This window comes from Streptococcus sp. ELY_125, from assembly GCF_058314535.1.
In genome coordinates this window covers 1-22,628 of record NZ_JBZFUM010000032.1, presented here as the reverse complement: position 1 = coordinate 22,628, position 22,628 = coordinate 1, and the positions used below count along the sequence as shown (strand labels likewise).

Genomic DNA, 22,628 nt, shown 5'->3' with positions numbered 1-22,628 from the left:
ATCTGGCTTTTCTTTGTGAAACATGGCCTTACCTCACAAACTGTTTTCTTTTAGTATACTCCTAAACAGAGCAAAAAGCTCTTAGAAATGTAATTCCAAGAGCTTTGTCTTCAGTCTGAAATGAGTTCCGTTTAAAATGGAACTCATTTTTTATTATCACTCAAACCTCATTCTTGTTTAGTTAGGTAAAAAAGCAACTGACTAAAGGCTGCTTATCTTTCAGTTCAAAGTCACTGAGGCTTTTAAGGTCTCATATTCCTTAATGTTAAACTTAAGAAAAATTCCGCTATCTAGCTCATCTCCTAATTTTAAACTGCACAAAAGGCGGTGCTTTTCCATATCCTTCCTATTACCTTGATTTACGGGCGCGGAAATGATCAAAAGCAGCTCCAGCAGCAATGATCGTAACACCAAGGACGCTGACAAGTACTTCATTAGAGTGTTTACCTGCCGAATTAGAGGTATGAGTACCAATAGGACGCGAACTTGCCTCAATACTTGAATTGCCTTGAGAGGATCGACCTGTTCCAGAGCCAAAACCACTATTAGCATCACTAGCGCCTAATTCTGAATTGATTGTTGGTTTCTCGGTCGTCGATGCCTTATCAACCTCAGACACACTGTCCTGATTAGTTTCTGAATGGGTATTACCAGATTCAGAAGTTTCCTTGACTTCATCCAGCGCAGGCAGAGCTTCAACTTCTTTTTCTGCTTCCTTGTTTTCAATAGTCGCAGAATCTGCTTTAGGAGCAGGTTTATCTTTTTGCGAGTCCTCTAAATTAAGATCAAGTTTAGGAGGTGTTTTTTTGATAGATTTACTATCACTCAGCCAATCGCCCAGCTGATACTGCAAGCCTTCTGTCCCATAAAAGTAGTAGGTAGCATCAACTGAGATAAGACGGCTGTTAGGATTTACGACAGCATACTGACTCAAATCGACATTGGACTTGAGATAATCAGTAAAGACCTGATCCATAGACGGCCCTTCTTCGCGCATCCCTCCTAACATAGTATAGCTATCACCACCAGAAGCAAGGAAATCATTAGTTGCTAAATAATAAACGGCATTCATATCGAGAACCTGATACTTATCAGTATCCGGATCTAAAATTTCAATACCTAGGATTCGCTGATCAACCTTATCTGATAAATTCGTATCATAGTAGACACGGGCGCCAGCTACTTGCAAAAAGCCGCCGCTTGGCTCCAGCAAGGGGTTACCATAATCATCAAGGATAGGCAGCCCCCTCTTATCTGTCTGAGTAGGGGATTTTAGAGATGTTTTAAACATCTCGTAGATGGTTTTGCCAGTCACTTGAATCTGCGATACCGTATTACCAAAAGGCAGAACAGATATAACATCCCCCTTAGTAATAGGTTCACCCTTTTTAAGAATCTCACGCAGACCGCCACCATTGGTAACTGCTAAATTGGTCTTATGGCTAAAGCCTGTTTGACCGTAGGCTAAAATCGAGTCTGCGACCAAATTCCCCAAGTTCGTCTCACGGACACGAACATTCATACGGTCGCCGTTGAGCTCAACAGGATTGTTGGGGCGAATAACAGTTGCACTGTCCGCCAGATACTTGGCTTGAATTTTGGCTACTAAATCAGACACTTCCTTATCTGCTTGGATGGTTTGAGCCTGCTCTGCTGTAATGACGCCGGCTGACAATACTTTATCAGCATTCAGAGTAATCTTACCAACATTGTGCAGATAACTGCCTGTTTGATTATAAATGACATTGCCATCTGTAATCTGTAGAACCGTATGGGAATGTCCATCAATAAGAATGACATTCTTCCCCCTGAGGTTAGCATTTTTAGCAAGAGCTTTAGCAAGGCTCGTTCCCTGCCACTCTGGTTTAGTCGTATTATCAACGCCTAAATGAGCTAAAATAACATAGTTGTGATAGTACTTACCTTCAGCCCTAGCTTGACTCTCTGTCTGCTCAATGACATTAGTAACCTCTGTAATAGGATCAGCAAAGGTCACCCCTTCGACATTTTTAGGGTGTGTTTTAGTAGCGGTCTCAGGTGTTGTCACTCCAATAACAACAAACTCATCCCCTTCGACCTCCTTATTTTTATCGATAATGGTCGACGCTTCAAATAAGCGAGTACCATTGACGTAGACATTGGAGCTAATCATAGGAAAATTCAATTTTTCTCGCAGGCGCTTGAGCTGATAGAGACCAAAATCAAACTCGTGATTTCCTAAAGTCATAGCATCATAACCGATGGTATTCATGATGTCAGCCATATCCTCACCCTTACTACTATTAGAGATTGGCAGGCCTTGGAAAGAGTCCCCTGCATCAAACAGAAGTGTTTTTCCCTGTGCACGACTGGCTTTTACGATAGCAGCTAGCTTGGCATCACCAATAACACCCTCTTCTTCTACTATGCGGCCGTGAACATCATTAGTATGGATGATGGTAGTGCCCTCACTAGTCGTTTTTGAAGCTGCTGTTGCAGATCTAGCCATTGTCAGCTGATTATCATCCGCTGAATTTAGCTCTCCTCCTGTTTCCGATGAGACCTCTGAGATAATATTCTGTTGTCCTTGTTCATCTACCGCTGCCCTTTGTTCTGAGCTGGATAAGTTAGTGTTGACTGAAGATTCTTCCGCAAGACCAGCTCGCTCTGCTTCTGCTACCGACGACGCTCCTGCCGAATTGTCCGCAGAAACAGGATTTGCCTCATCAGCAGCTACTTTATTAGATAAAATTGCCGTTGAAAACAAGAGGGCAGATAGGGTCGGGATTAACATTGTTTGCTTGCGCATGAAGGTCTCCAAAATAATATGATTATCCTTTATTATACAATAAATCGCACTATTTTTAAATAAGATTGTTTAGAAAATATTATTATAGCTGCCTGATAAAGATCTAAAAAGACTGACTTTAAGCCCATTAAGGTGTTCTCATAATCTTGATTCACTCTCATAAAATAAAATATTCTGCTAGGACTGATTTGTTTTTCCATTTTTTATTTGCTAAAAACGCTTCGCTGTGAACAGCATCTCAAACATCAGATTTTCATCTAATGCTCAAAATCAGACGAGAAGAGGGCTTGGCATAAGACCAGCAAAGCTGGCAGTATCCGTACAATAGCCCATCATGTGTTTTTCAAAGAGTATACCCTAGGCTGCAGCATAAACATACTAGCGCTTTTTCAATCAGCTTGATAAACGATAGTGCCGTCACTGATTGTATATTTAACGACCCCTTTTAGCGTTTCACCAATAAAGGGGGAATTGCCCGCTTTCGATGCAAACTGATCAGATATTTGTCGTTTTTCCTTATCTGCAAAAATCACAATATCTGCTGGACCCTCTTCAGTTAAATAACCCGCATCGAAAGAATATAGGCTAGCAGGATTGCAGGTCATCTTGGCTAAGAGCTGAGATAAAGTCAGCTCTCCTGTCTCTACAAGATTAGTTAAGCCTAATGAAAGTGAGGTTTCTAGCCCAGTCATTCCCGACGGTGCCTTGGTTATATCCGCCACGTCTTTTTCATCCTTATGATGAGGAGCGTGGTCAGTTGCAATGACCGAAATCACGCCACTCTTAAGACCTTCAATAACAGCTCGACGATCTTTTTCTGTCCGTAAAGGGGGATTCATTTTAGCTAGAGCCCCTTTAAGCAAAAGTAAATCCTCGGTCTTAGAGAAATGCTGAGGGGCTGCTTCTGCTGTTACTGGCGCTCCTAACTGCTGGGCAAATTCGACCACTTTAACTGATTCCTTCTTGGATAGATGCTGAATATGCAGATGAGATTGGGTAGCATGAGCAATCATAACATCACGCGCAATCATGCTGTATTCAGCTACACCAGTGGCCCCACAGAAACCAAACTTCTCACGGGCAATCGTTTCGTTGAAACCAAGAATCCCATTGAGTTCTGGATCTTCTTCATGGAGAGCAATGAAAGTATTGTTCTCCATGGCCAATTCTAGGGCTTCTTTGACTAGCTTGCTACTTTTCAGAGGAATCCCATCATCTGAGAAGGAAACTGCTCCTGCCTCTAAAAGGGCTTTAAAGTCCGTCAGATTCTGACCATCAAAATCTTTGGTAACTGTCGCATTGGTATAGATATGAATATCTTCTCTAGCTGCACTGGTAAGCACATCTTTCAAGGTTTTCGTATCTGAAATGGTCGGACTGGTGTTAGCCATCATTACGACACTAGTAAAGCCGCCTGCTGCAGCTGCCAAGGCCCCTGTATGAATATCTTCTTTGTGTGTCTGTCCGGGTTCACGAAAGTGAACATGGATATCAACAAGACCCGGGGCCACAATCAGCCCAGCTGCATCAATTACTTCTGCGGTCTTTTCATCAATATCCTCAGCGATTTTAATCACTCGCTTACCATCTATGAGCACATCTGAAACTTTATCAAATCCTGACTTGGGATCAATCACTCGACCATTTTTAATTAATAACATGGGGCTTCCTTTCTTTATTTCAGCCAATCTATAGGCTCCAAGCCATCTTCTTTTAGATAAGCATTAGCTCGTGAGAAGGGCTGCGAACCGAAGAAACCACGATTAGCAGACAGCGGGCTAGGATGAGGAGACTCGATAATATGGTGGATGGGATTGCTAATCAAAGCCTTCTTCTTACGGGCAAAACCACCCCAGAGGATAAAGACAACTGGATTGTTCTGTTCGTTGACAACCTTGATAATCGCATCTGTAAAGGGCTCCCAAATCTGGCCTTGGTGACCATTAGCTTGACCCGCTGGTACTGTCAAGCAGGCATTGAGCAAGAGTACACCCTGCTTAGCCCAAGGCGTCAAATCGTGATGGTCACGCAAACCAACATCCTGTGCTAACTCTTTGAGAATATTCTGCAGAGACGGTGGGGCTGGGATATCCTCAGGAACCGAAAACGACAGCCCCTGTGCCTGCTTGGGACCGTGGTAGGGATCCTGACCAATAATAACCACTTTAACCTTTTCCAGTGGCGTTGTTTGAATAGCATTGAAAACTTTTTCCCGCGGCGGATAGATGACGCCTTGAGCGTAAACCTGATCCATGAAGGCGTTGATTTTTCCAAAATAATGTTCGGGTAACTGAGCTTTAATCAGTTCATGCCAGCTTGAATGTTCCATAAGGCAGCATCCTTTCTTAACTCAAGATCAGACTTTACCGACCAGATCAAGCTCTGCTTCAGCCAAGATATGACCTTCAACGGCATGCATAAGCTCGTTAAGGTAGAACCCACGCTCAAGTGCAAGTTCAGTATCCAGAGCATAAACTTTTAGAGTATAGAGGTGATCTTTATCTGGCGGGTAAGGCCCGATGTAGTTATTTTCGATAGCCGAAAAATCTGTTGATAAAAATTTACTGACAAGGCTGTTTTTGCCATGAAGGTGCTGGCTGTCTGTTCGGGAAAAATCTGCCTCAATCACGGTCTTAGCAGCAGGAACATTAGCGACTGTCCAATGAATGTAGGCAAAACCGCAGACTGGAATGGAATCATAATCGATAAGAGCCCAAGCAAAGGTCTTAGTCCCTGCGGGTACATCTTCTATCGAGAAAGGGAAGGATACGACAGCAGTTCCCAGTTCAAGTTCATTAGTGTGCTTGCTATAACGATCTGGGATAATTTTATTTTCAAAAGGAACTGTAATTCTCATCATTAACCTCCTAACGTGTTAAACGGCTGCTTTCCAGCACCATGGCCTCAAGTTCAGGCTCGCTCAGCTCAGTTTCATTGACCAAAACACTGAGCCAGTGCTTTTTATTCATGTGATAAGCTGGGATAACGCCCTTTGTGTCCATCATCATCTCTACCTGCTCGGGTTGGAGTTTGAGATTGAGCAGGAGTTTCCCTTCCTTCTGTGTCACCAGCGCAAGCATTTTTTGATTGCGACGATGCCGAATGACTGGCGTATCCTTACTTTTCTCACGCGTAAAGGGATAAGCCTCCTCAGCTCCAGTCAGATCAACCAACCAATCCAGCAGTTCCCGCTTGGTGACATTGCCAAAATCCATTGGAACCTCCTATTAATTTTCTCTTTCTTACAGCGACAGAATCAATCCTGCCAGGTTTCTTGATTCTCTTTGAATTTTTTCAGCAGTTGCAGACCATCGGCATTGATATAGCCTTGAACCTTGGCTACCTTGATAAGTTCAGAATAGTTGGACAGGGTTACCAATTTAACTCCTGCATCAGCAAAGTTCTTATCAGCCTTGGGCAATTCATAGGTGAAAATGGCTGCTACACCAAGAACATCGGCTCCTTCGCGCTCAGCAGCTGCGACAGCTTCTAATACAGAGCCACCAGTTGAAATCAAATCCTCAATAATGACCATCTTTTCACCCTTGACAACCCGGCCTTCTATTTGGTTGCCCGCACCATGGTCTTTGGGTTTGCTGCGGATATAGGCAAATGGCAGATTCATCTTATCCGCAATGATAGCTCCGTGAGGAATCCCTGCTGTCGCTGTCCCAGCAATGACTTCAACTTCTGGAAATTCTTCCTTGATTTTTTCAACAAAGCCATTTTCAATCAAAGTGCGGGTTTCAGGATAGGAGAGAGTGATACGGTTGTCTGTATAGATTGGTGATTTAATGCCTGAAGCCCAAGTGAATGGTTCCTCAGGCTTGAGGTAAACCGCCTTGATATCTAGTAAATCTGATGCAATTTGTGATGCTAATGTCATAAAGTTTCTCCGTTCTAAATTGGGGATTAGGTTAGCTTGTAAGTTTTAGGCTTGAGCATTCCACTCAGCTTTAATAGCTTGATAGGCTGCGACAGGCTCCTCAGCTTGAGTAACAGGGCGTCCAACCACGATGTAGTCAGAACCAATTCTGTGGGCATCAGCTGGGGTCATCACCCGTTTTTGGTCACCGACACTTGAACCAGCGGGCCTGATACCCGGGGTCAAACAGATAAAGTCTTCAGAGGTTACTGCCTTAATTTTAGCCACTTCATGAGCTGAGCAGACCACGCCGTCTAAACCAGCTTCTTGCGTCTTCTGGGCATAATGCAGAACCGACTCTTCCAGGCTGGTCTGAATATTTTGGAAGTCTCTCATTTGTTCCTCAGAAGTTGACGTTAACTGGGTAACGGCAATCAATTTAGGCCCCTTGCCTAAACCTTCTCTTGCTGCTTGCATCATTTCAACACCACCAGCTGCATGGACATTAGTCATATCCACACCAAGCTTAGCTAAAACGCTCATAGCAGACTTGACCGTATTGGGAATATCATGCAATTTCAAATCCAAAAAGACGGAATGTCCCAGTGATTTAACATAAGAAACAATCTCAGGGCCTGCCCCGTAGTAAAGTTCCATACCAATCTTGACATAGAGCTTTTCTTCCCGAGGGAAACGGTCTAAAAATTCTTTGACCGCTTCAAAGGAAGGGAAATCTAGAGCGACGATAGGGCGTGATTCTCTCATAACTGTTTTAAATATCCTTTCTATTGGCAGATAAATAGGAGACTTGTCTGGCAGCAAATTTCTGTTTTTGATAAGCGACAACCACCTTGTCTTAACTCATTTTCACTTTCGTTCAAATTGAATCAAGGCAAGACCTAAGTTCAATTTATCTCACTAAGGGTCGAGTCATAGAAAAAACCTTGCCAAAGAGGCAAGGTATGACAAAAATCAGGGCAATCCCCACCCCTATATCATGGTTCCCTTGCTAGCCTCTCTGGACTGAACTTAAAGGTTTATTATTGGTTCTATTGTAACTTACAGGTGCTTAACTGTCAATCAAATGCTGTAAGGGGTACAGAAGTATAGACATGATGGTCAAACGTTAGAAAATTTATAAGTTTTTCCGAACTTCTTTTCTCAGCTCTTCTAAACTCTTAATACCATACTTATCCATAACCTTGGGTAGGTCAGCGATAATATTAGGGCAGGCAAAAGGATCGGTAAAATTAGCTGTACCGACGCCAATTGCTGAGGCTCCGGCCAGCATCATTTCAAGTGCCGCTTCAGCACTGTCAACCCCGCCCATGCCAATAATAGGAAGACTGGAATTCTGGGCAACCTGACGAATCAATTTTAAGGCGACGGGGAAGACTGCCGGACCGCTCATGCCGCCTGTTCCGTTAGCAATGATAGGCTTTCGACTTTGCAAGTCAAAGCGCATGCCCACTAGGGTGTTAATCATAGTAAAGCCGGTAGCACCGGCATCTTCAACCGCTTTGGCTACTTGCGTAATATCAGCGACGCTAGGTGTTAATTTAACATAGACTGGGACTCGGGAGGTTGCGACGGCAGCTTTAGTTGCCGCATAAGTCAATTCAGGAACCTGACCAATCAGGAGACCTGCATTGCCGTGGTCAACATTGGGACAAGAGATATTAAGCTCAATCGCTTTAACATTTGGCGCCTGTGAAATCCTTCCAGCAACATAGGCATATTCCTCATTAGAAAAGCCAGCAACATTAGCGATAATGGGTAAATCAGGATAATGCTCCTGCAGCCAAGGAAGTTTCTCTGCTAAAACAGCATCAACACCGGGATTTTGAAGCCCAATGGCATTGAGCATGCCAGACGGTGTTTCAGCAACACGCGGAGTTGGATTGCCAAAACGGGCTTCTTTGGTCGTTGCCTTAATCATAATGGAGCCCAACTTGTCAAGATCGTAATACTTGGCGTATTCCTGACCAAAGCCAAAGCAGCCAGAAGCTGGAATAATAGGGTTTTTCAATTCCAAACCGGGTAAAGAAATGGCTAAGCGGTTATCGGACATTTCTCATACCTCCTCTTAGATCTTTATTGTACCTGTTGCAAAGACGGGTCCATCTTCACAGACGCGTTTATTGGCAGCTTCGGCCCTGTCTTTGAGATGAACGACACAAGCATAGCAAGCTCCCATACCGCAAGCCATCCTTTCTTCCAAAGACATGTAAGCATGAGGGTGATGCTCAAATTTACTGTCAACGTATTTCAGCATGCCAGGTGCACCGCAAGCATAGATAGCCGCATAATCATCTGTCAGTTCATCAACAACCGTTGAGACATACCCCCTAATGCCATAAGAGCCATCATCAGTTGTGACCGTTACATGGGCATAACGGTTGAATTCTTCTTCAAGGATAACAGCTGCTTTATTAGCAAATCCTAGAACCGCCGTTACGTCAGCCCCTTTTTCGGCCAAAGCTTTAGCTGTCGCATAAAGCGGGGGGACCCCAATACCTCCTCCGATAATTAGAACCTTTTGACCGGCAGAGACGTTAGAAATATCAAAGCCATTACCTTGTGGCCCCATGGTATCTATAAAATCACCAGATTTTAACTGGGATAAAAGTTCTGTCCCCATACCCTGAACCCGATAAATTATGCTGGCTTGCTGAGTTTCTCGGTCAATATCGCAGATAGAAATTGGCCGCCGTAAAAGCTTGCTGGGATCTGGCACGCGCAGATGGAGAAACTGTCCGATCTCCATATCGTTTACCATCTGGCCTGCCAGAACCATTTTAAAAATCCTAGGGGCTATCTCAGTCTGGTTGATTACACGCAGATCTTCCTTGAGAATTGGCGCCTTTTGCTCAGATTTATCCATTATCGTATTCCCTTTCTATTTAGTGGTTATCAGAAGGAAAACAGAACTTTTTATGCTAGTGCTTTCCGAAACAGGATTTCTTGCTTTTTAAAAAAGGAGGGACAAAAATCGTGATTTCACAGAAATCGATTTTTCAGTCCCACCCCCCGAACAACTAAGAGATCTGAGAGATCTTTTTAGTTGGAAATAAAATAAACAATCTTCATGTTACAACTAAGATTTGAGGTTAGCAAAGTTAACTGTCCCCCAGCTTTATAGCCCTACACCTGAGAGTCTAAAATTCAAAGCACTAACTCTCCAGTCAACAGTGGTTCATTAGTACTAGAATCCGTAATGAACTATGCAGGAGAAATTCTAAGCTGGCTAAAGCCAACTGAACTTTTCCTCAACCGTGATCAAGCTATTACAACTAGTTGATATAGCGAGGTTTCCCTTGTTTCAACCTCGCATAAAAGATAGCAGAATACTTGCTGATGACGGCACCCAGCTTTCTAGTTCCCTCTTTGAAGTCTTTTTCTGGCTCTAAATTTGTCAGTTGTTTGGTTCTTGACTTACTGATTATCAGGAACTTCATAAGGGCGCTCGTACTCCTCTTTAAGGGCTGCTGTTGCAACCTGCAGGCTACCGTAGAGATCAACCAAGATTCCAAATGATTTGGCACGGTCCTGATCCAGAAGGTTGTAGAAAAACGGCTGGGCAACAGCAACTTCTTCCAAGAAAGCGAGCTGCTTGAGCCACTCACCAACTACATCCAGAGAGGTATTCATTAGTCTGAAAGAAGGCTCATCATACCAAGACAGGGCTTGCACCTTCTCCTCTTGACGTTTGAGCGGACTGCAGGCTTCTAAAATTTTTTCAATCTCTGGTTTAATCAAAACAGTCTCCACAGAAAATTCCAAGAGAGAAGGTTCCTGTCTAATCATTGACAGCTCTGTTTCAAAAAGGTGGAGATAGTGTCTGGTAACAGCGAGCTTGTGCAAGAGCTGCTGATAATCTTGAAGTCCTTGTTCCATAAAATGTTCCCTTGCTTCTTATTTTTATTCTATTCTATCATAAAATACTAGTAAAATTAAGCTCAAAAGCCTCATAAGGTTAGGTCGACTACTGACTCTTATTAAAAAACGAGCTTACTGGCTCGTTTTTCTTATTTTAGGATATCTTGAGTCTTGGCATAATTGGCTTCAACTGCTTCCTTCTCAGCCTGCCACCAGTCTTTATGCTCAGTGTACCATTTAATGGTATCTTCTAAACCTTCTTCAAAATTAGTGAATTGCGGCTCCCAACCGAGCTCCTTACGCAGTTTGGTTGAATCGATGGCATAGCGTAAATCGTGCCCTGCACGGTCTGTTACGTGATCGTAAGCATCTTTAGGCTGATTCATTTTCTCAAGGATAAGTTCAAGCACTTCCTTGTTGTTCTTCTCACCATCAGCACCGATAAGATAGGTTTCACCGATACGGCCTTTAGTGAGAATGGCCCAAACACCAGTTGAATGGTCATTGGTATGAATCCAGTCACGCACGTTCTTACCTTCACCATACAATTTTGGCTTGATACCAGACAAGATGTTGGTAATTTGACGCGGAATGAATTTTTCGATGTGTTGGTAAGGTCCGTAGTTGTTTGAACAGTTGGAAATAGTTGCTTTGACACCAAATGAACGCACCCAAGCCTTGACGATCAGATCAGACGCTGCCTTGGTTGATGAATAAGGCGATGATGGGTTGTACTTGGTTTCAGCTGTGAATTTCTCACCTTCGCCTTCACCGTGACCTGGCAAATCTTCACGCAAAGGGAGGTCGCCATAAACCTCATCGGTTGATACATGGTGGAAACGAATATCGTATTTACGTGCAGCTTCCAAAAGCGTATAGGTTCCAACAAAATTGGTATAAATAAATGGTGACGGATCTTTGAGCGAGTTGTCATTGTGGCTTTCAGCCGCATAGTGGACGATGGCATCTGCTTTAGCGGCCAATTTGTCTACCAATTCAGCATCAGCAATATCACCCACAACCAACTCTACACGGTCGCCGAGGATTTCCTCCAAATTAGCACGGTTGCCAGCGTAAGTGAGTTTGTCAAGAACAGTCACATGGACATCCGGATGGTTGTTATAAACATAGTGGACAAAGTTTGAACCGATAAAACCAGCACCACCGGTCACGATAATGTTTTTGTATTCAGACATAAATTAAGATATAAAGGGCGATTCAGCTTGCTGAAAATTTCCCTAGAAAAATAGAAATCTTGACAAAGACGTTTTACGTCTAGGAAGGGATAGCATCTCTTTTCTTCTGGGAAATTAGCCCCGTGTTCAGTTTTGCAAGATAAACCGAACACTCCTTTCTAGCTTGTTTTTCTTTTTTATTGCCGTAACGGACACAGCTCAACTATTATAATAGTTTCATTGTTTAGAACCAAGGATTAGCTGTCGAAATATCTAGCAATATATTAGATATTTGTAATCACTGCGTCAAAGCTCATCAGCAACTCTGCACGCTGATTACCTAAACAGCAAATTAATTCTTACAATTCCTCTGCTTTCAATGGCTTCACATCTTTGAGTAGTGGATGATGCTTATCAGCCTCTGAGACTTCAGCCTTCTCAAGATTTTCCCACTGGATACCGAGACTTGGGTCAGCATAGTTGACAAAGGCATATTTGGGTTTGAGTTCCAAAGCCCAGTAATCATTGACGAGGTAGCTGTAGGCTACCTTATCTGACAAAACTTGAAAACCATTGGCAACACCGCGGGGGACAAAGATCCCTTTAGATGCATCAATAACGGTTTGGTAGACATGCCCAAAGCTATCACCCTCACGCAGATCAACCCAAGAGCCAAGCACCTTACCCTCATCAGCAACTGAAATATACTTGTCCCATGGTTCTGCGTGAAGACCGCGCAAAACATTTTTGCGAGAAAAAGAGACATTATTTTGCAGCTTACCTTCAGCAAAGAAGCTTTCTGGGAAACCAAGAGGGAGCATCTTTTCTTTCTGGAAGTTTTCTTTGAACCAACCGCGGTTATCCCCATGAACGGGAATATCAAATTCAATCATATCAGGGATAGCAGCAATCTTATGGGCAGCTAATTCTTTTCCAAAAAATTCTTCTGTCATTAAGCTTCTCCAATCAAACGCAGCAAATACTGTCCGTATTCATTTTTCTTGAGAGGCTGAGCGAGTTCGAGAACTTGCTCCTTAGTGATATAACCCATACGATAGGCAATCTCTTCAAGGTTAGCCACTTGCAGATTCTGCATACGCTGCACCGTTTCGATGTACTGGGCAGCTTCCAGCAGACTTTCATGGGTTCCGGTATCCAACCAAGCAAAACCGCGCTCCATAACCTCAACAGACAAGTCACCGCGATCTAGATAGGCCTTGTTAACATCGGTAATTTCCAGTTCCCCACGCGCACTAGGCTTTATATTTTTAGCAATCTCAATAACGTCATTATCGTAGAAGTACAATCCTGTCACAGCGTAGTGTGATTTAGGTCTTTCAGGTTTTTCTTCAATAGAAACAGCGTTCATCTTATCGTCAAATTCAACGACACCAAAGCGCTCAGGATCTTTAACCTGATAGCCAAAAACAGTCGCTCCTTTTTCCTTGCCAGCCGCTTTTTGCAGCATGCGGCTGAGGCCAGGGCCGTAATAAATATTATCTCCTAAAATAAGAGCTACATTATCATCACCAATGAAATCTTCGCCGATGATGAAGGCTTGGGCAAGACCATCTGGACTTGGCTGTTCGGCATAGGAAAGCTTAATACCGAATTCTGAGCCATCTTGAAGCAATTCTTTGAAGCGCGGTAAATCCTGCGGCGTTGAAATAATCAAAATATCCTTGATACCTGCCAGCATAAGCGTTGACAAAGGATAGTAGATCATGGGTTTATCATAGACAGGCATCAATTGTTTTGATGCCGCACGGGTCAATGGGTAGAGGCGGGTTCCTGACCCACCCGCAAGAATAATACCTTTCATGAGAAAAGCTTCCTTTCACAATTTGTCATTTAGAATTATATCACAAGCCCACTCAAAAGTCAGTAAAAATCAGAACTTTCCCTACCCTCCGCCTGCTTTTTAAGGACAGTTTCTTTTTTCAAATTCTTAATTCATAAGATATCCAGCTGAGTCTGATTGGCCTCTCAAAGACTATAGTCTGTAACTATAGCTAATTTATGTTACAATAAGCTTATGCGAATTCAACAATTACACTATATTATCAAGATCGTCGAAACTGGCAGTATGAATGAAGCTGCTAAACAACTCTATATCACCCAGCCCAGCCTTTCCAATGCTGTCAGAGATTTGGAGCGGGAAATGAATATTACTATTTTTATCCGCAATCCTAAAGGCATTACTCTGACTAAGGATGGTATGGAGTTCCTCTCCTACGCCCGTCAGGTGGTTGAACAGACTAATCTGCTAGAGGAACGTTATAAGAGTACCGCTGATAATCGTGAGCTATTCAGTGTCTCAGCCCAGCATTATGCCTTTGTGGTCAATGCCTTTGTCTCCCTTCTCAAGGGAACTGATATGAGTCAATACGAGCTGTTTTTGCGGGAAACACGAACCTATGAAATTATTGACGACGTCAAGAATTTCCGCTCAGAAATTGGAGTGCTCTTTCTCAACAGCTATAACCGTGATGTGTTAACCAAAATGTTCGATGATAACCACTTAACCTACACCCACTTATTTACGGCACAGCCTCATATTTTTGTCAGTAAATCCAATCCTTTGGCTGGCAAAAGTTCAGTCGCCCTAAGTGATTTAGAAGACTTCCCCTATCTCAGTTACGAGCAAGGGGTCCACAATTCCTTCTATTTTTCTGAAGAAATTATGTCGCAAGTTCCTCATAAAAAATCCATTGTTGTATCTGACCGTGCTACTCTCTTTAACTTGCTAATCGGCTTGGATGGCTATACTATTGCAACAGGGATTCTTAACAGTAATCTCAACGGAGATGATATTGTCTCTATCCCTTTAGATGTAGAGGATAAGATTGACATTATTTACCTCAAGCATGAAAAAGCCAACCTCTCTAAAATGGGAGAACGCTTTATTGACTATCTCTTGGAAGAAGTCAAGTTTGACGGAAAAGACTAATAAAAACAGTCAGCAGTACATTCAGGAATGCTGACTGTTTTTATTTATATCAAAGATAGGTAAATAGAAGCATACATGATTAAAAGAATAGTCCTTTGACAAATACAGAACCAAGGCCCATGATAAAACCAGCTAGGACAACTCCGGCCATGGTAGCAATGATGCTATTCTTAAACTTGAGATCAAGAATGGAGGCTGCCAGCGTTCCTGTCCAAGCACCTGTCCCAGGAAGGGGGATACCCACAAAAAGAAAGAGGGCATAATAGAGACCTTTGGCACCGGCTCCCTTGGCCAATTTTTGACCACCGCTGTGCCCCTTTTTAAGGCACCAGCTAAAGAAGCCGCCGATAATAGGCTTATCAGCACCCCACTCCAAGACGCGGCGGGCGAAGAAAAAGATGACTGGTACAGGCAGCATATTGCCAATAATACCGATAACAATGGCCTGCCACATAGGGATACCTGTTGCTACACCGTAAGGAACAGCACCGCGCAGTTCAATCAAGGGGATCATAGAGATTAAAAAAGTATAGAGATAGTTCATAGCTTATAAAGGGAACCTTTCGTTTCAATTATAAAAGTGAGAGAATTAACGTATTAATCTGGTCAAAGTAAAATGGATTTTCGTGATAAACAATATCCGTGTGACGGGCCAGCTTGATGATCATTTCCAAGAAAGCACGCGACGAAAAACCTGTTGTTTGGTGTAGGATTTTTTCATCGAAGGGTTTGATTAAGTGAGCCAAAGGATTCCTAACTGATTTTTCCATATCTCTCAAAAAAGTTACATCCTTTTTGAGAGACGCTGAAATGGGAAGATGTTCAATCAAAACCTGCAGACTTTTTGACGTCACTCGCGGATCGTGCCAGATATCGGCAAAAGTCATCAGCACAGGATCACCAGACCGACTCATCTCTTCGAACTTCCATGTGTCGTACTGAATTCCCTTAGCATTTATCATATAGTCAGAAACATCAGGAATCTCTCTGGAAATCAAACGCATAAAGAGACGATAAATAATAGGGCTGACTGCGCGGACAAAGTCAATAATATCCTCTGTTTTGACCTTGGCCTGTAAATCCATAATATAGTTGGATAAAAGCTCCTCCTCAGGCTGATTAGTCACCAAATCGAACTGATAGCGTTTTTTAAAATCCTGCTGAATATCTTTTTGATAGAGTTCATCAATAGCCAGCTGTCTGCGACGTTTCATAAGATAAATGAGCCTCTTGGCATCCTGATTAATTGGCTGTGATTTGATAATACCATAAGCCGAGGCATAATCATAATGATTGAGCAGGATTTCTAAGGATTCTTTTACTAGGTTTGTCATCATCTTAGTCCACTAAGGTTTCCAAGCCCACTTTCATCATATCCGTAAAGGTTGTCTCACGCTCTTGCGCTGTCGTATCTTCATCTGCGACCAAACTGTCCGAAATAGTCATAATACCAAGCGCCTGAACACCATGTTTAGATGCTAGGTAATAGAGCGCTGCTGCTTCCATCTCAACAGCTTTGACTCCCAACCGGCCGAGTTTAATGTTATTCTCTGCAAAGTCAGAGTAAAAGGCATCGATTGACAGGACACTGCCGACATGGGTTGTCAGCCCCAAATTCTCTGCAATATGGTAAGCCTTATCTAAAAGGCTGAAGTCTGCTATCTGCGGGAAATCATACTGGGGCCATTCATTTTTGATCATGCTGGAGGTGGTCCCAGCTGCCTGTGCCAAAACTAAATCTCGGACATGGACATCTTTATTGAGCGAACCGGCAGTTCCGACACGAATGAGCTTTTTAACGCCGTAAGATGTTATTAATTCATTAGCGTAGATAGAAATAGATGGCATGCCCATTCCTGTTCCCATGACAGAGACATGCTCTCCTTTGTAGGTGCCGGTATAGCCTAGCATGCCGCGGACATTGTTAAAGCACTGGGCACCTTCTAAAAAATTTTCAGCGATAAATTTAGCACGCAGGGGGTCTCCCGGCAGTAAGATTTTATCAGCAATTTGACCTTGTTTTGCTTCAATATGAATAGACATAGTTAAGATATAAAGGGCGTTAAGAGGACCCAGACAAAATAGGAAATCGCTCGAAAACTCTAATTTCTTGGCAATCGACCTTTTGTCACAGTCCTTAGCCCGTATTTGGTTAGAGCAAATACGGTGCCCTATCCTTTCTTTATTTTTATTGAGAAAGTCCAGAGGATTGAATTCTTTTCTTGTAAAATATAGAAACCAAGTTTCCACTCCTATCTATAGTCAATAGATTGGTTAACTGAAAATGATTGAGTCGCCATCTTTTCTCAGTTAAAACGATCAATTCTTATCGCTATCGTCATCGGATTTTCCAGTAGCTAATGCAGTTTGTGATGCCCCTAGACAGATAAACATGATTCCTATGATTCTGGTAGAAGATTGAAATAAAAAGATAAGCCTAGCTAGATGAAATAGAACTGCACTTAGGATGTGCATTTTTTTTAGAATTTCTATTTTTCATACAAGCACCTACCTTTCAGATTGATTTTACAGCTCCATCAAAATAGCTTTAACAAGCCCCTTGAAGTTGCCCTTGATACGCTGAGTTACTTCAACCACTTCTGCATGGTTGAGCTCATCTTGGAAACCAGCTGCATGATTGGTGATAGCTGAAATTCCCAGAACCTTGAGACCTGAGTGCGCTGCGACGATGACTTCAGGAACAGTTGACATACCCACAGCATCGGCTCCCATGGCTTTAAAGGCGCGGATTTCAGCGGGGGTCTCGTAAGATGGACCTGACACACCGATATAAATGCCTTCATCCAGCTTGATGCCCAGTTTATCAGCCACTTGATGAGCCGTCTCTCGATAATCCCTGCTGTAGGCATTGGACAGATCCGGAAAACGCGGACCAATCTCATCTATATTAGCACCAATCAAAGGATTCTGTCCTGTCAGGTTGATATGATCAGAGATAACCATGAGGGTTCCCGGGCCAAAACCAATGCCGCCGGCCGCATTGGTGACCAAGACACCTTGACAACCCAGAGCTTTCATAATTCGCACAGGGAAGGTCACTACTTCCAGTGGATTACCTTCGTAGAAATGAAAACGTCCCTGCAAAGCCAAGACCTTGCGGCCTGATAAATCGCCATAGACTAGCTTGCCGGCATGACCTGCGACTGTTGAGCGTCCCCAATTAGGAATATCTGCGTAGTCTAATACAACAGCATTTTCGATCTCTTCTGCTAACTCACCGAGACCAGATCCCAAAATCAGACCGAACTCAGGTGTCATCATGCCCTTGTTTTTCAAGAACTCGGTTGTTTGATTAATTTTTTCTAATAATGTCATATTTCAGATATTAAGGGCCTAAACGGACGGACAATAGCAAAACAAGAAACCGATCGACAGCTTGACGCCTAGGTCCCGTTTGCACCTAAAAGTAGCCGTATCTGCAATCATCCAAAGATGATTAGCTAGGTATCTTTTTTGCCGAAGTCCTTAAGCCCATACTCAGTTAAGCAGATGAACTCATCATCTCAACTGAACAATCCTTTCTACAAAATTTAAATTTTTCCTTTAACTAAGACTGTAAAAATGCCAGAATTCTTTGATTAAAATCCTTTGCCTCAATATAGGCTGAGTGCCCTAAATTCGGATAAATATGATGAGCACAGTTGAGAGCCATGGCTAATTCAGCTGATGACCGAGTACCTACTACCTTATCCTTACCACCTCCGATTACAAAAACTGGACAGGTAATTTCTTTGAGCTTGTCGCTGGCATCAAAATGCAAAATGGAATCCGCCAAGATAATGAACCTATCCAGCTCTTTTGGCTTCATGAATCTAGACATAAGATAGATCAGCCAGCGGTTGCGCTTGGCATAGCGCTCAGAATAGACCTTGTCCATCATATCAATCACCATCTGCTGACGCTCTTTATCCCGGGCTAGTCTTATCCAGTGTCCTATGGTTGTCCTTGCCTGATCATTAACTTTGGCTAGAGTGACCCCGAGAACCAACTTGTTGACTAATTTGGGATAAGTAGCTGCTAGGCTCTGAGCGATCATTCCGCCTTGCGAAACGCCAATGATATCTGCTTTTTCAAGATTCAAACATTTCATGGCTTGAGCTAATTCATCTGCCATATCTGAAATGCTGTAACCAGCCTCAACCTTATCCTTGCGGTCGAACATGTAGACCTTGTAGCCTTTGGCAAAAATACGATAAGCATAGGACATTTGCAAGGCCATCCCCTTGATTCTTTGGGTACTCAATCCAGGAATTAAAATTAGCGGCTTTGTCCCTCTACCGAAAGTCAGGTAGTCCATTTTGGTACCGTTAACAGTTAGGACTCTATTCTGTGCTTGATACATTTAGATCTTTTATACCAATTTATCCAAGAAGCTTTCCCCAATCATGGCTGTGTCCACATCGAAGTTATCTGCGATAGTTGCTGAAATATCGGCATAATGGCCGACTGGGATAATGCCGCTACCCTTAAAGGTCGGACTGTAAGCTAAAAGCGGCACATATTCACGGGTGTGGTCGGTTCCGGCATAGGTTGGATCATTTCCGTGGTCAGCTGTGATAAGAAGCAAGTCATCTTCTTTCATGGCTGCAATGATTTCCGGCAGACGCTCATCAAATTCATGCAGACAATCGCGGTAGCCATGGGCATTGCGGCGGTGACCGTAAAGAGCGTCAAAGTCTACCAAGTTAGTAAATGAGAAGCCTTTAGTGAACTCAGACAGGTTCATGGTTTTAAGCAAAGTATCAATACCGTGGCTGTTGGATTTATTGTGACCCATGTCATGGTTAATTCCAGCTCCGTTGAAAATATCATTGATTTTACCAACAGCGTAAGTATCAATGCCAGCTTCATCCAGTTTATTTAAGACTGTCGGTGCAAAGGGTGATACTGCTAAATCGCGGCGGTTGGCTGTCCGGGTAAAGTTGCCGGGTTCCCCGACATAAGGACGGGCGATAATACGGCCGAGAAGAGCTGGACGCTCCAAGGTAATGGAGCGGGCGTATTCACAGATTTTATAAAGCTCATCCAGCGGAATGACATCTTCGTGGGCTGCTATTTGCAGTACTGGATCAGCTGAGGTATAGACAATCAGCTCACCAGTCTCCATCTGACGCGGACCGAAGTCCGCAATCACCTGTGTTCCTGAATAAGGCTTGTTGGCTTCACGGATGACCTTGCGGCCGGAAAACTCCTCGATCTTGGTAATAATTTCCTCAGGGAAGCCATCCCAGAAGGTATCAAAAGGCTCAGTGATATTGAGCCCCATGATTTCCCAGTGGCCGGTCATGGTATCTTTCCCGAGAGATACTTCTTCTAGTTTGGTTGCGTAGCCAGTTGGCTGACTTTCGGCGGGAACGGTTTTTAGAGCCTGCGGACGCGGGATATTACCAAGACCGATTTTGGCCATATTTGGCACATTGAGGCCAACTGTTTTGGAAATATGTCCTAGTGTGTCAGAAGCACCGTCCGGTACGCCAGCATTGGAGAAGTTATTAGCATCTGGTGCTGCTCCAATACCAACAGAATCCAAAACAACAAGATGAATACGATTAAATTTAGACATTATCTTTCTTTCTAAGGGTGGTTACGGTTGGCACCCATTACCTATAACAATTAGTTTTCCAAAACTTGAACGCCGTCTTTACCAGCAACAATAACACGGTTGACTAGGCCACAGAAAAGACCGTGTTCAACAATGCCGACTTGGTGATCCAGCTCAGCACCAAACTCAACAGGATCAGGGATAGAACCCAGATCCAAATCAATAATGAAGTTTTTCATATCCGTCACGAAACGAACACCGTCATATTCCCTGAAAGCAGGCTTGTAACCCTTCTTTTCAAATTCTCTGAAAAGACGTTCGGCACCGTACTGGACAACCTCAACTGGCAGTTTAAAAGCTCCCAGAGTGTCCACCAGCTTGCTCTCATCAACAACCCAGATATAATCTTTGGTGGGAGTTGCAACAATTTTCTCCATGAGCAGAGCACCGCCGCCGCCCTTGATACCGTTGAACTGAGGATCAACCTCATCGGCACCGTCAACAGTCACATCAATAAAGTCAACCTCATCAACAGATTTGAGCGGAATGCCAAGACTCTCAGCCTGAGCGGTTGTCCCGCTTGAAGTTGTCACACCGACAATCTGCAGGCCTTCTTCCTGAACACGGCGGCCGATTTCTTCAACAAAATAATAGGCTGTTGAACCTGTTCCAAGTCCCACAGTCATACCGTCTTTGACATACTGAGCAGCGGTCACACCAGCTATTTTTTTGAGTTCATCCATATTCTGCATCGCATCTTCCCATCTAGTTATTAATCAACTTATTATATCATGAAAAGGCTGGGAGTACCATCTCTGAAAGCCATATTAAACACTTGCTAGTCCCCTGCCTTTGCGTTACAATGAGGTTATCTTAAACACACGGCAAGGAAGAACATATGTCCATTACTAAAGAATTTGATACGATTGCTGCTATTTCTACACCCATGGGGGAAGGTGCTATCGGCATTGTCCGCCTTTCTGGCAGTGAAGCAATTGCCATTGCTAACAGCCTCTTTAAGGGGAAAAATTTGGCAGAAGTAGATTCCCACACCATTAACTACGGGCACATTATGGATCACAATCAGGTTGTTGATGAGGTCATGGTCAGCGTTATGCGCTCACCTAAGACTTTCACTCGCGAAGATGTGGTCGAAATCAACACACATGGCGGCCTTGCTATTACCAATGAAATTTTGCAGCTTCTCATTCGTTCGGGTGCACGGATGGCTGAGCCGGGTGAATTTACGAAGCGGGCCTTTCTTAATGGTCGGGTTGATTTGACCCAAGCAGAAGCTGTTATGGATCTCATCCGAGCTAAAACCGATAAAGCCATGAATATTGCTGTAGCGCAGTTGGATGGTTCTCTTAAAAATCTCATCGATAACACGCGCCAAGAGATCCTTAATACCTTGGCTCAGGTTGAGGTTAATATTGACTATCCTGAATACGATGATGTCGAAGAGGTCACAACGGCTTTAATACAAGAAAAAACACAGGACTTTGAAGACCTGCTGACAGGCTTGCTAAGAACCGCTAAGCGGGGGAAAATCTTGCGTGAGGGGCTATCAACGGCGATCATTGGCCGCCCTAATGTCGGTAAATCTAGCCTACTCAATAATCTCTTGCGAGAAGAAAAGGCTATTGTCACCAATATCGAGGGGACAACACGTGATGTCATTGAAGAATATGTCAATATCAATGGCGTTCCGCTTAAACTAATTGATACGGCGGGGATCCGAGAGACTGAGGATGCAGTCGAAAAAATCGGCGTCGAACGTTCTAAAAAAGCCCTAGCTGAGGCAGACTTGGTCCTTTTAGTACTTAATGGCTCTGAAGAACTAACCGAACAAGATCGAATTCTCCTTGATATCAGCAAGAACAGCAATCGCATTGTTCTCATCAATAAAACCGACCTACCGCAGTATATTGAGCGGGAAGGTCTGCCAGAAGACGCTATCGATATATCGGTCTTAAAGAATGAGAATATCAATCTTATTGAAGAGCGCATCAACCAACTGTTCTTCGATAATGCTAGCTTGGTCGAAAAAGATGCCACCTACCTGTCCAATAGCCGTCATATTTCCCTGATTGAGAAAGCCTTGGCCAGTCTGCAGGAAGTTAACAAGGGCTTAGAAATGGGAATGCCTGTTGATTTGCTTCAAGTTGATATGACCAGAACTTGGGAAATCCTCGGAGAAATCACCGGTGATGCTGCTCCAGACGAACTCATCACCCAGCTCTTCAGCCAATTTTGCTTGGGTAAATAAAAAGGTCCAGTGGACCTTTCAGACCGAAGACAAACTTCTTTTTGGGAGTTTGTCTTTTTTTAAAAATTCTCTAGAAAAATATGGCCTGAGGTGACAATAACTAAGGTATTTACTTGAATTTGGTCAAAATAAAAAGGCC

The 22,628-nt window shown here is 43.4% G+C and carries 22 protein-coding genes; 2 read left to right on the top strand and 20 right to left on the bottom strand.

Annotation, left to right across the window (positions count from 1 at the left end; genetic code table 11):
• Nucleotides 1–349: 349 nt before the first annotated feature.
• From AC4HAL_RS10510 to rfbA, 13 genes are all read right to left on the bottom strand, one after another.
• Nucleotides 350–2,788 carry a 5'-nucleotidase C-terminal domain-containing protein gene (locus AC4HAL_RS10510; RefSeq protein ID WP_491094121.1) on the bottom strand — a complete coding sequence of 813 codons (2,439 nt, stop codon included), beginning with the start codon at nucleotides 2,786–2,788 and terminating at the stop codon, nucleotides 350–352.
• A gap of 389 nt (nucleotides 2,789–3,177) precedes the next feature.
• The gene (locus tag AC4HAL_RS10505; RefSeq protein ID WP_491094120.1) at nucleotides 3,178–4,449 is read right to left on the bottom strand and encodes a dihydroorotase; all 1,272 of its coding nucleotides are present in this window, start codon (nucleotides 4,447–4,449) and stop codon (nucleotides 3,178–3,180) included.
• 14 nt (nucleotides 4,450–4,463) lie between these two features.
• Entirely contained in the window at nucleotides 4,464–5,117 is a 654-nt protein-coding gene (locus tag AC4HAL_RS10500) for a uracil-DNA glycosylase (RefSeq protein ID WP_491094119.1), read from the bottom strand.
• A gap of 27 nt (nucleotides 5,118–5,144) precedes the next feature.
• Nucleotides 5,145–5,645: a YbhB/YbcL family Raf kinase inhibitor-like protein gene (locus AC4HAL_RS10495; RefSeq protein ID WP_491094123.1), complete on the bottom strand. Its 501-nt coding sequence runs from the start codon at nucleotides 5,643–5,645 to the stop codon at nucleotides 5,145–5,147.
• A 10-nt stretch (nucleotides 5,646–5,655) separates the two neighbouring features.
• Nucleotides 5,656–6,003 (bottom strand): MmcQ/YjbR family DNA-binding protein, encoded by a 348-nt coding sequence (locus tag AC4HAL_RS10490; RefSeq protein WP_491094118.1) that lies wholly within the window; start codon nucleotides 6,001–6,003, stop codon nucleotides 5,656–5,658.
• Nucleotides 6,004–6,044: 41 nt separating this feature from the next.
• Nucleotides 6,045–6,674 carry an orotate phosphoribosyltransferase gene (gene pyrE / locus AC4HAL_RS10485; protein WP_491094117.1) on the bottom strand — a complete coding sequence of 210 codons (630 nt, stop codon included), beginning with the start codon at nucleotides 6,672–6,674 and terminating at the stop codon, nucleotides 6,045–6,047.
• Between the two features lie 45 nt (nucleotides 6,675–6,719).
• Entirely contained in the window at nucleotides 6,720–7,418 is a 699-nt protein-coding gene (gene pyrF, locus AC4HAL_RS10480; RefSeq protein ID WP_491094116.1) for an orotidine-5'-phosphate decarboxylase, read from the bottom strand.
• Between the two features lie 370 nt (nucleotides 7,419–7,788).
• The gene (locus tag AC4HAL_RS10475; protein ID WP_491094115.1) at nucleotides 7,789–8,724 is read right to left on the bottom strand and encodes a dihydroorotate dehydrogenase; all 936 of its coding nucleotides are present in this window, start codon (nucleotides 8,722–8,724) and stop codon (nucleotides 7,789–7,791) included.
• A gap of 15 nt (nucleotides 8,725–8,739) precedes the next feature.
• Nucleotides 8,740–9,537 carry a dihydroorotate dehydrogenase electron transfer subunit gene (locus AC4HAL_RS10470; protein ID WP_491094114.1) on the bottom strand — a complete coding sequence of 266 codons (798 nt, stop codon included), beginning with the start codon at nucleotides 9,535–9,537 and terminating at the stop codon, nucleotides 8,740–8,742.
• A 551-nt stretch (nucleotides 9,538–10,088) separates the two neighbouring features.
• A complete protein-coding gene (locus AC4HAL_RS10465) occupies nucleotides 10,089–10,550 on the bottom strand; it encodes a hypothetical protein (RefSeq protein ID WP_491094113.1) in 462 nt (153 codons plus the stop codon).
• A 131-nt stretch (nucleotides 10,551–10,681) separates the two neighbouring features.
• The gene (gene rfbB / locus AC4HAL_RS10460; protein ID WP_491094112.1) at nucleotides 10,682–11,728 is read right to left on the bottom strand and encodes a dTDP-glucose 4,6-dehydratase; all 1,047 of its coding nucleotides are present in this window, start codon (nucleotides 11,726–11,728) and stop codon (nucleotides 10,682–10,684) included.
• A 338-nt stretch (nucleotides 11,729–12,066) separates the two neighbouring features.
• Nucleotides 12,067–12,660, bottom strand: a complete 594-nt coding sequence (locus AC4HAL_RS10455) for a dTDP-4-dehydrorhamnose 3,5-epimerase family protein (protein ID WP_491094111.1) — start codon at nucleotides 12,658–12,660, stop codon at nucleotides 12,067–12,069.
• Nucleotides 12,660–13,529 (bottom strand): glucose-1-phosphate thymidylyltransferase RfbA, encoded by an 870-nt coding sequence (rfbA, locus tag AC4HAL_RS10450; RefSeq protein ID WP_447452082.1) that lies wholly within the window; start codon nucleotides 13,527–13,529, stop codon nucleotides 12,660–12,662. Before rfbA ends, AC4HAL_RS10455 begins: the two co-directional genes overlap by 1 nt.
• Before the next feature lie 213 nt (nucleotides 13,530–13,742).
• On the opposite strand from rfbA, the gene AC4HAL_RS10445 reads away from it, so the two are divergent.
• Nucleotides 13,743–14,657, top strand: a complete 915-nt coding sequence (locus AC4HAL_RS10445) for a LysR family transcriptional regulator (protein ID WP_447452081.1) — start codon at nucleotides 13,743–13,745, stop codon at nucleotides 14,655–14,657.
• A 79-nt stretch (nucleotides 14,658–14,736) separates the two neighbouring features.
• On the opposite strand, the gene AC4HAL_RS10440 is transcribed toward AC4HAL_RS10445, so the two are convergent.
• The 7 genes from AC4HAL_RS10440 to rpiA all read right to left on the bottom strand — a co-directional run bounded on the left by AC4HAL_RS10440 (nucleotide 14,737) and on the right by rpiA (nucleotide 20,963).
• Nucleotides 14,737–15,201, bottom strand: coding sequence for a COG2426 family protein (locus tag AC4HAL_RS10440; protein WP_491094110.1), 465 nt, complete (start codon nucleotides 15,199–15,201; stop codon nucleotides 14,737–14,739).
• Between the two features lie 28 nt (nucleotides 15,202–15,229).
• On the bottom strand, nucleotides 15,230–15,994 hold the full coding sequence (locus tag AC4HAL_RS10435; RefSeq protein WP_491094109.1) for a LytR family transcriptional regulator: 765 nt from the start codon (nucleotides 15,992–15,994) through the stop codon (nucleotides 15,230–15,232).
• Between the two features lies 1 nt (nucleotide 15,995).
• Entirely contained in the window at nucleotides 15,996–16,700 is a 705-nt protein-coding gene (gene deoD / locus AC4HAL_RS10430) for a purine-nucleoside phosphorylase (protein ID WP_491094108.1), read from the bottom strand.
• 483 nt (nucleotides 16,701–17,183) lie between these two features.
• Entirely contained in the window at nucleotides 17,184–17,993 is an 810-nt protein-coding gene (locus tag AC4HAL_RS10425) for a purine-nucleoside phosphorylase (protein ID WP_491094107.1), read from the bottom strand.
• Nucleotides 17,994–18,225: 232 nt separating this feature from the next.
• Complete coding sequence (locus AC4HAL_RS10420; RefSeq protein WP_491094106.1) at nucleotides 18,226–19,020, bottom strand: alpha/beta fold hydrolase; 795 nt, start codon at nucleotides 19,018–19,020, stop codon at nucleotides 18,226–18,228.
• 9 nt (nucleotides 19,021–19,029) lie between these two features.
• Nucleotides 19,030–20,241, bottom strand: a complete 1,212-nt coding sequence (locus AC4HAL_RS10415) for a phosphopentomutase (protein ID WP_491094105.1) — start codon at nucleotides 20,239–20,241, stop codon at nucleotides 19,030–19,032.
• Between the two features lie 50 nt (nucleotides 20,242–20,291).
• Nucleotides 20,292–20,963 carry a ribose-5-phosphate isomerase RpiA gene (gene rpiA / locus AC4HAL_RS10410; RefSeq protein ID WP_491094122.1) on the bottom strand — a complete coding sequence of 224 codons (672 nt, stop codon included), beginning with the start codon at nucleotides 20,961–20,963 and terminating at the stop codon, nucleotides 20,292–20,294.
• 155 nt (nucleotides 20,964–21,118) lie between these two features.
• On the opposite strand from rpiA, the gene mnmE reads away from it, so the two are divergent.
• Nucleotides 21,119–22,489: a tRNA uridine-5-carboxymethylaminomethyl(34) synthesis GTPase MnmE gene (mnmE, locus tag AC4HAL_RS10405; RefSeq protein WP_491094104.1), complete on the top strand. Its 1,371-nt coding sequence runs from the start codon at nucleotides 21,119–21,121 to the stop codon at nucleotides 22,487–22,489.
• Nucleotides 22,490–22,628: the final 139 nt, after the last annotated feature.

Excerpts from the sequence above, each read along its gene's own strand:
- AC4HAL_RS10465 (WP_491094113.1), bottom strand. The coding sequence starts at position 10,550 with ATGGAACAAGGACTTCAAGATTATCAGCAGCTCTTGCACAAGCTCGCT.
- AC4HAL_RS10510 (WP_491094121.1), bottom strand. The coding sequence starts at position 2,788 with ATGCGCAAGCAAACAATGTTAATCCCGACCCTATCTGCCCTCTTGTTT.
- AC4HAL_RS10490 (WP_491094118.1), bottom strand. The coding sequence starts at position 6,003 with ATGGATTTTGGCAATGTCACCAAGCGGGAACTGCTGGATTGGTTGGTT.
- AC4HAL_RS10435 (WP_491094109.1), bottom strand. The coding sequence starts at position 15,994 with ATGATGACAAACCTAGTAAAAGAATCCTTAGAAATCCTGCTCAATCAT.
- rfbB (WP_491094112.1), bottom strand. The coding sequence starts at position 11,728 with ATGTCTGAATACAAAAACATTATCGTGACCGGTGGTGCTGGTTTTATC.
- AC4HAL_RS10495 (WP_491094123.1), bottom strand. The coding sequence starts at position 5,645 with ATGAGAATTACAGTTCCTTTTGAAAATAAAATTATCCCAGATCGTTAT.
- AC4HAL_RS10505 (WP_491094120.1), bottom strand. The coding sequence starts at position 4,449 with ATGTTATTAATTAAAAATGGTCGAGTGATTGATCCCAAGTCAGGATTT.
- AC4HAL_RS10475 (WP_491094115.1), bottom strand. The coding sequence starts at position 8,724 with ATGTCCGATAACCGCTTAGCCATTTCTTTACCCGGTTTGGAATTGAAA.
- AC4HAL_RS10455 (WP_491094111.1), bottom strand. The coding sequence starts at position 12,660 with ATGACAGAAGAATTTTTTGGAAAAGAATTAGCTGCCCATAAGATTGCT.
- deoD (WP_491094108.1), bottom strand. The coding sequence starts at position 16,700 with ATGTCTATTCATATTGAAGCAAAACAAGGTCAAATTGCTGATAAAATC.
- AC4HAL_RS10440 (WP_491094110.1), bottom strand. The coding sequence starts at position 15,201 with ATGAACTATCTCTATACTTTTTTAATCTCTATGATCCCCTTGATTGAA.
- AC4HAL_RS10500 (WP_491094119.1), bottom strand. The coding sequence starts at position 5,117 with ATGGAACATTCAAGCTGGCATGAACTGATTAAAGCTCAGTTACCCGAA.
- AC4HAL_RS10470 (WP_491094114.1), bottom strand. The coding sequence starts at position 9,537 with ATGGATAAATCTGAGCAAAAGGCGCCAATTCTCAAGGAAGATCTGCGT.
- AC4HAL_RS10415 (WP_491094105.1), bottom strand. The coding sequence starts at position 20,241 with ATGTCTAAATTTAATCGTATTCATCTTGTTGTTTTGGATTCTGTTGGT.
- pyrF (WP_491094116.1), bottom strand. The coding sequence starts at position 7,418 with ATGAGAGAATCACGCCCTATCGTCGCTCTAGATTTCCCTTCCTTTGAA.
- rfbA (WP_447452082.1), bottom strand. The coding sequence starts at position 13,529 with ATGAAAGGTATTATTCTTGCGGGTGGGTCAGGAACCCGCCTCTACCCA.
- rpiA (WP_491094122.1), bottom strand. The coding sequence starts at position 20,963 with ATGGATGAACTCAAAAAAATAGCTGGTGTGACCGCTGCTCAGTATGTC.
- AC4HAL_RS10425 (WP_491094107.1), bottom strand. The coding sequence starts at position 17,993 with ATGACATTATTAGAAAAAATTAATCAAACAACCGAGTTCTTGAAAAAC.
- mnmE (WP_491094104.1), top strand. The coding sequence starts at position 21,119 with ATGTCCATTACTAAAGAATTTGATACGATTGCTGCTATTTCTACACCC.
- AC4HAL_RS10420 (WP_491094106.1), bottom strand. The coding sequence starts at position 19,020 with ATGTATCAAGCACAGAATAGAGTCCTAACTGTTAACGGTACCAAAATG.
- AC4HAL_RS10445 (WP_447452081.1), top strand. The coding sequence starts at position 13,743 with ATGCGAATTCAACAATTACACTATATTATCAAGATCGTCGAAACTGGC.
- pyrE (WP_491094117.1), bottom strand. The coding sequence starts at position 6,674 with ATGACATTAGCATCACAAATTGCATCAGATTTACTAGATATCAAGGCG.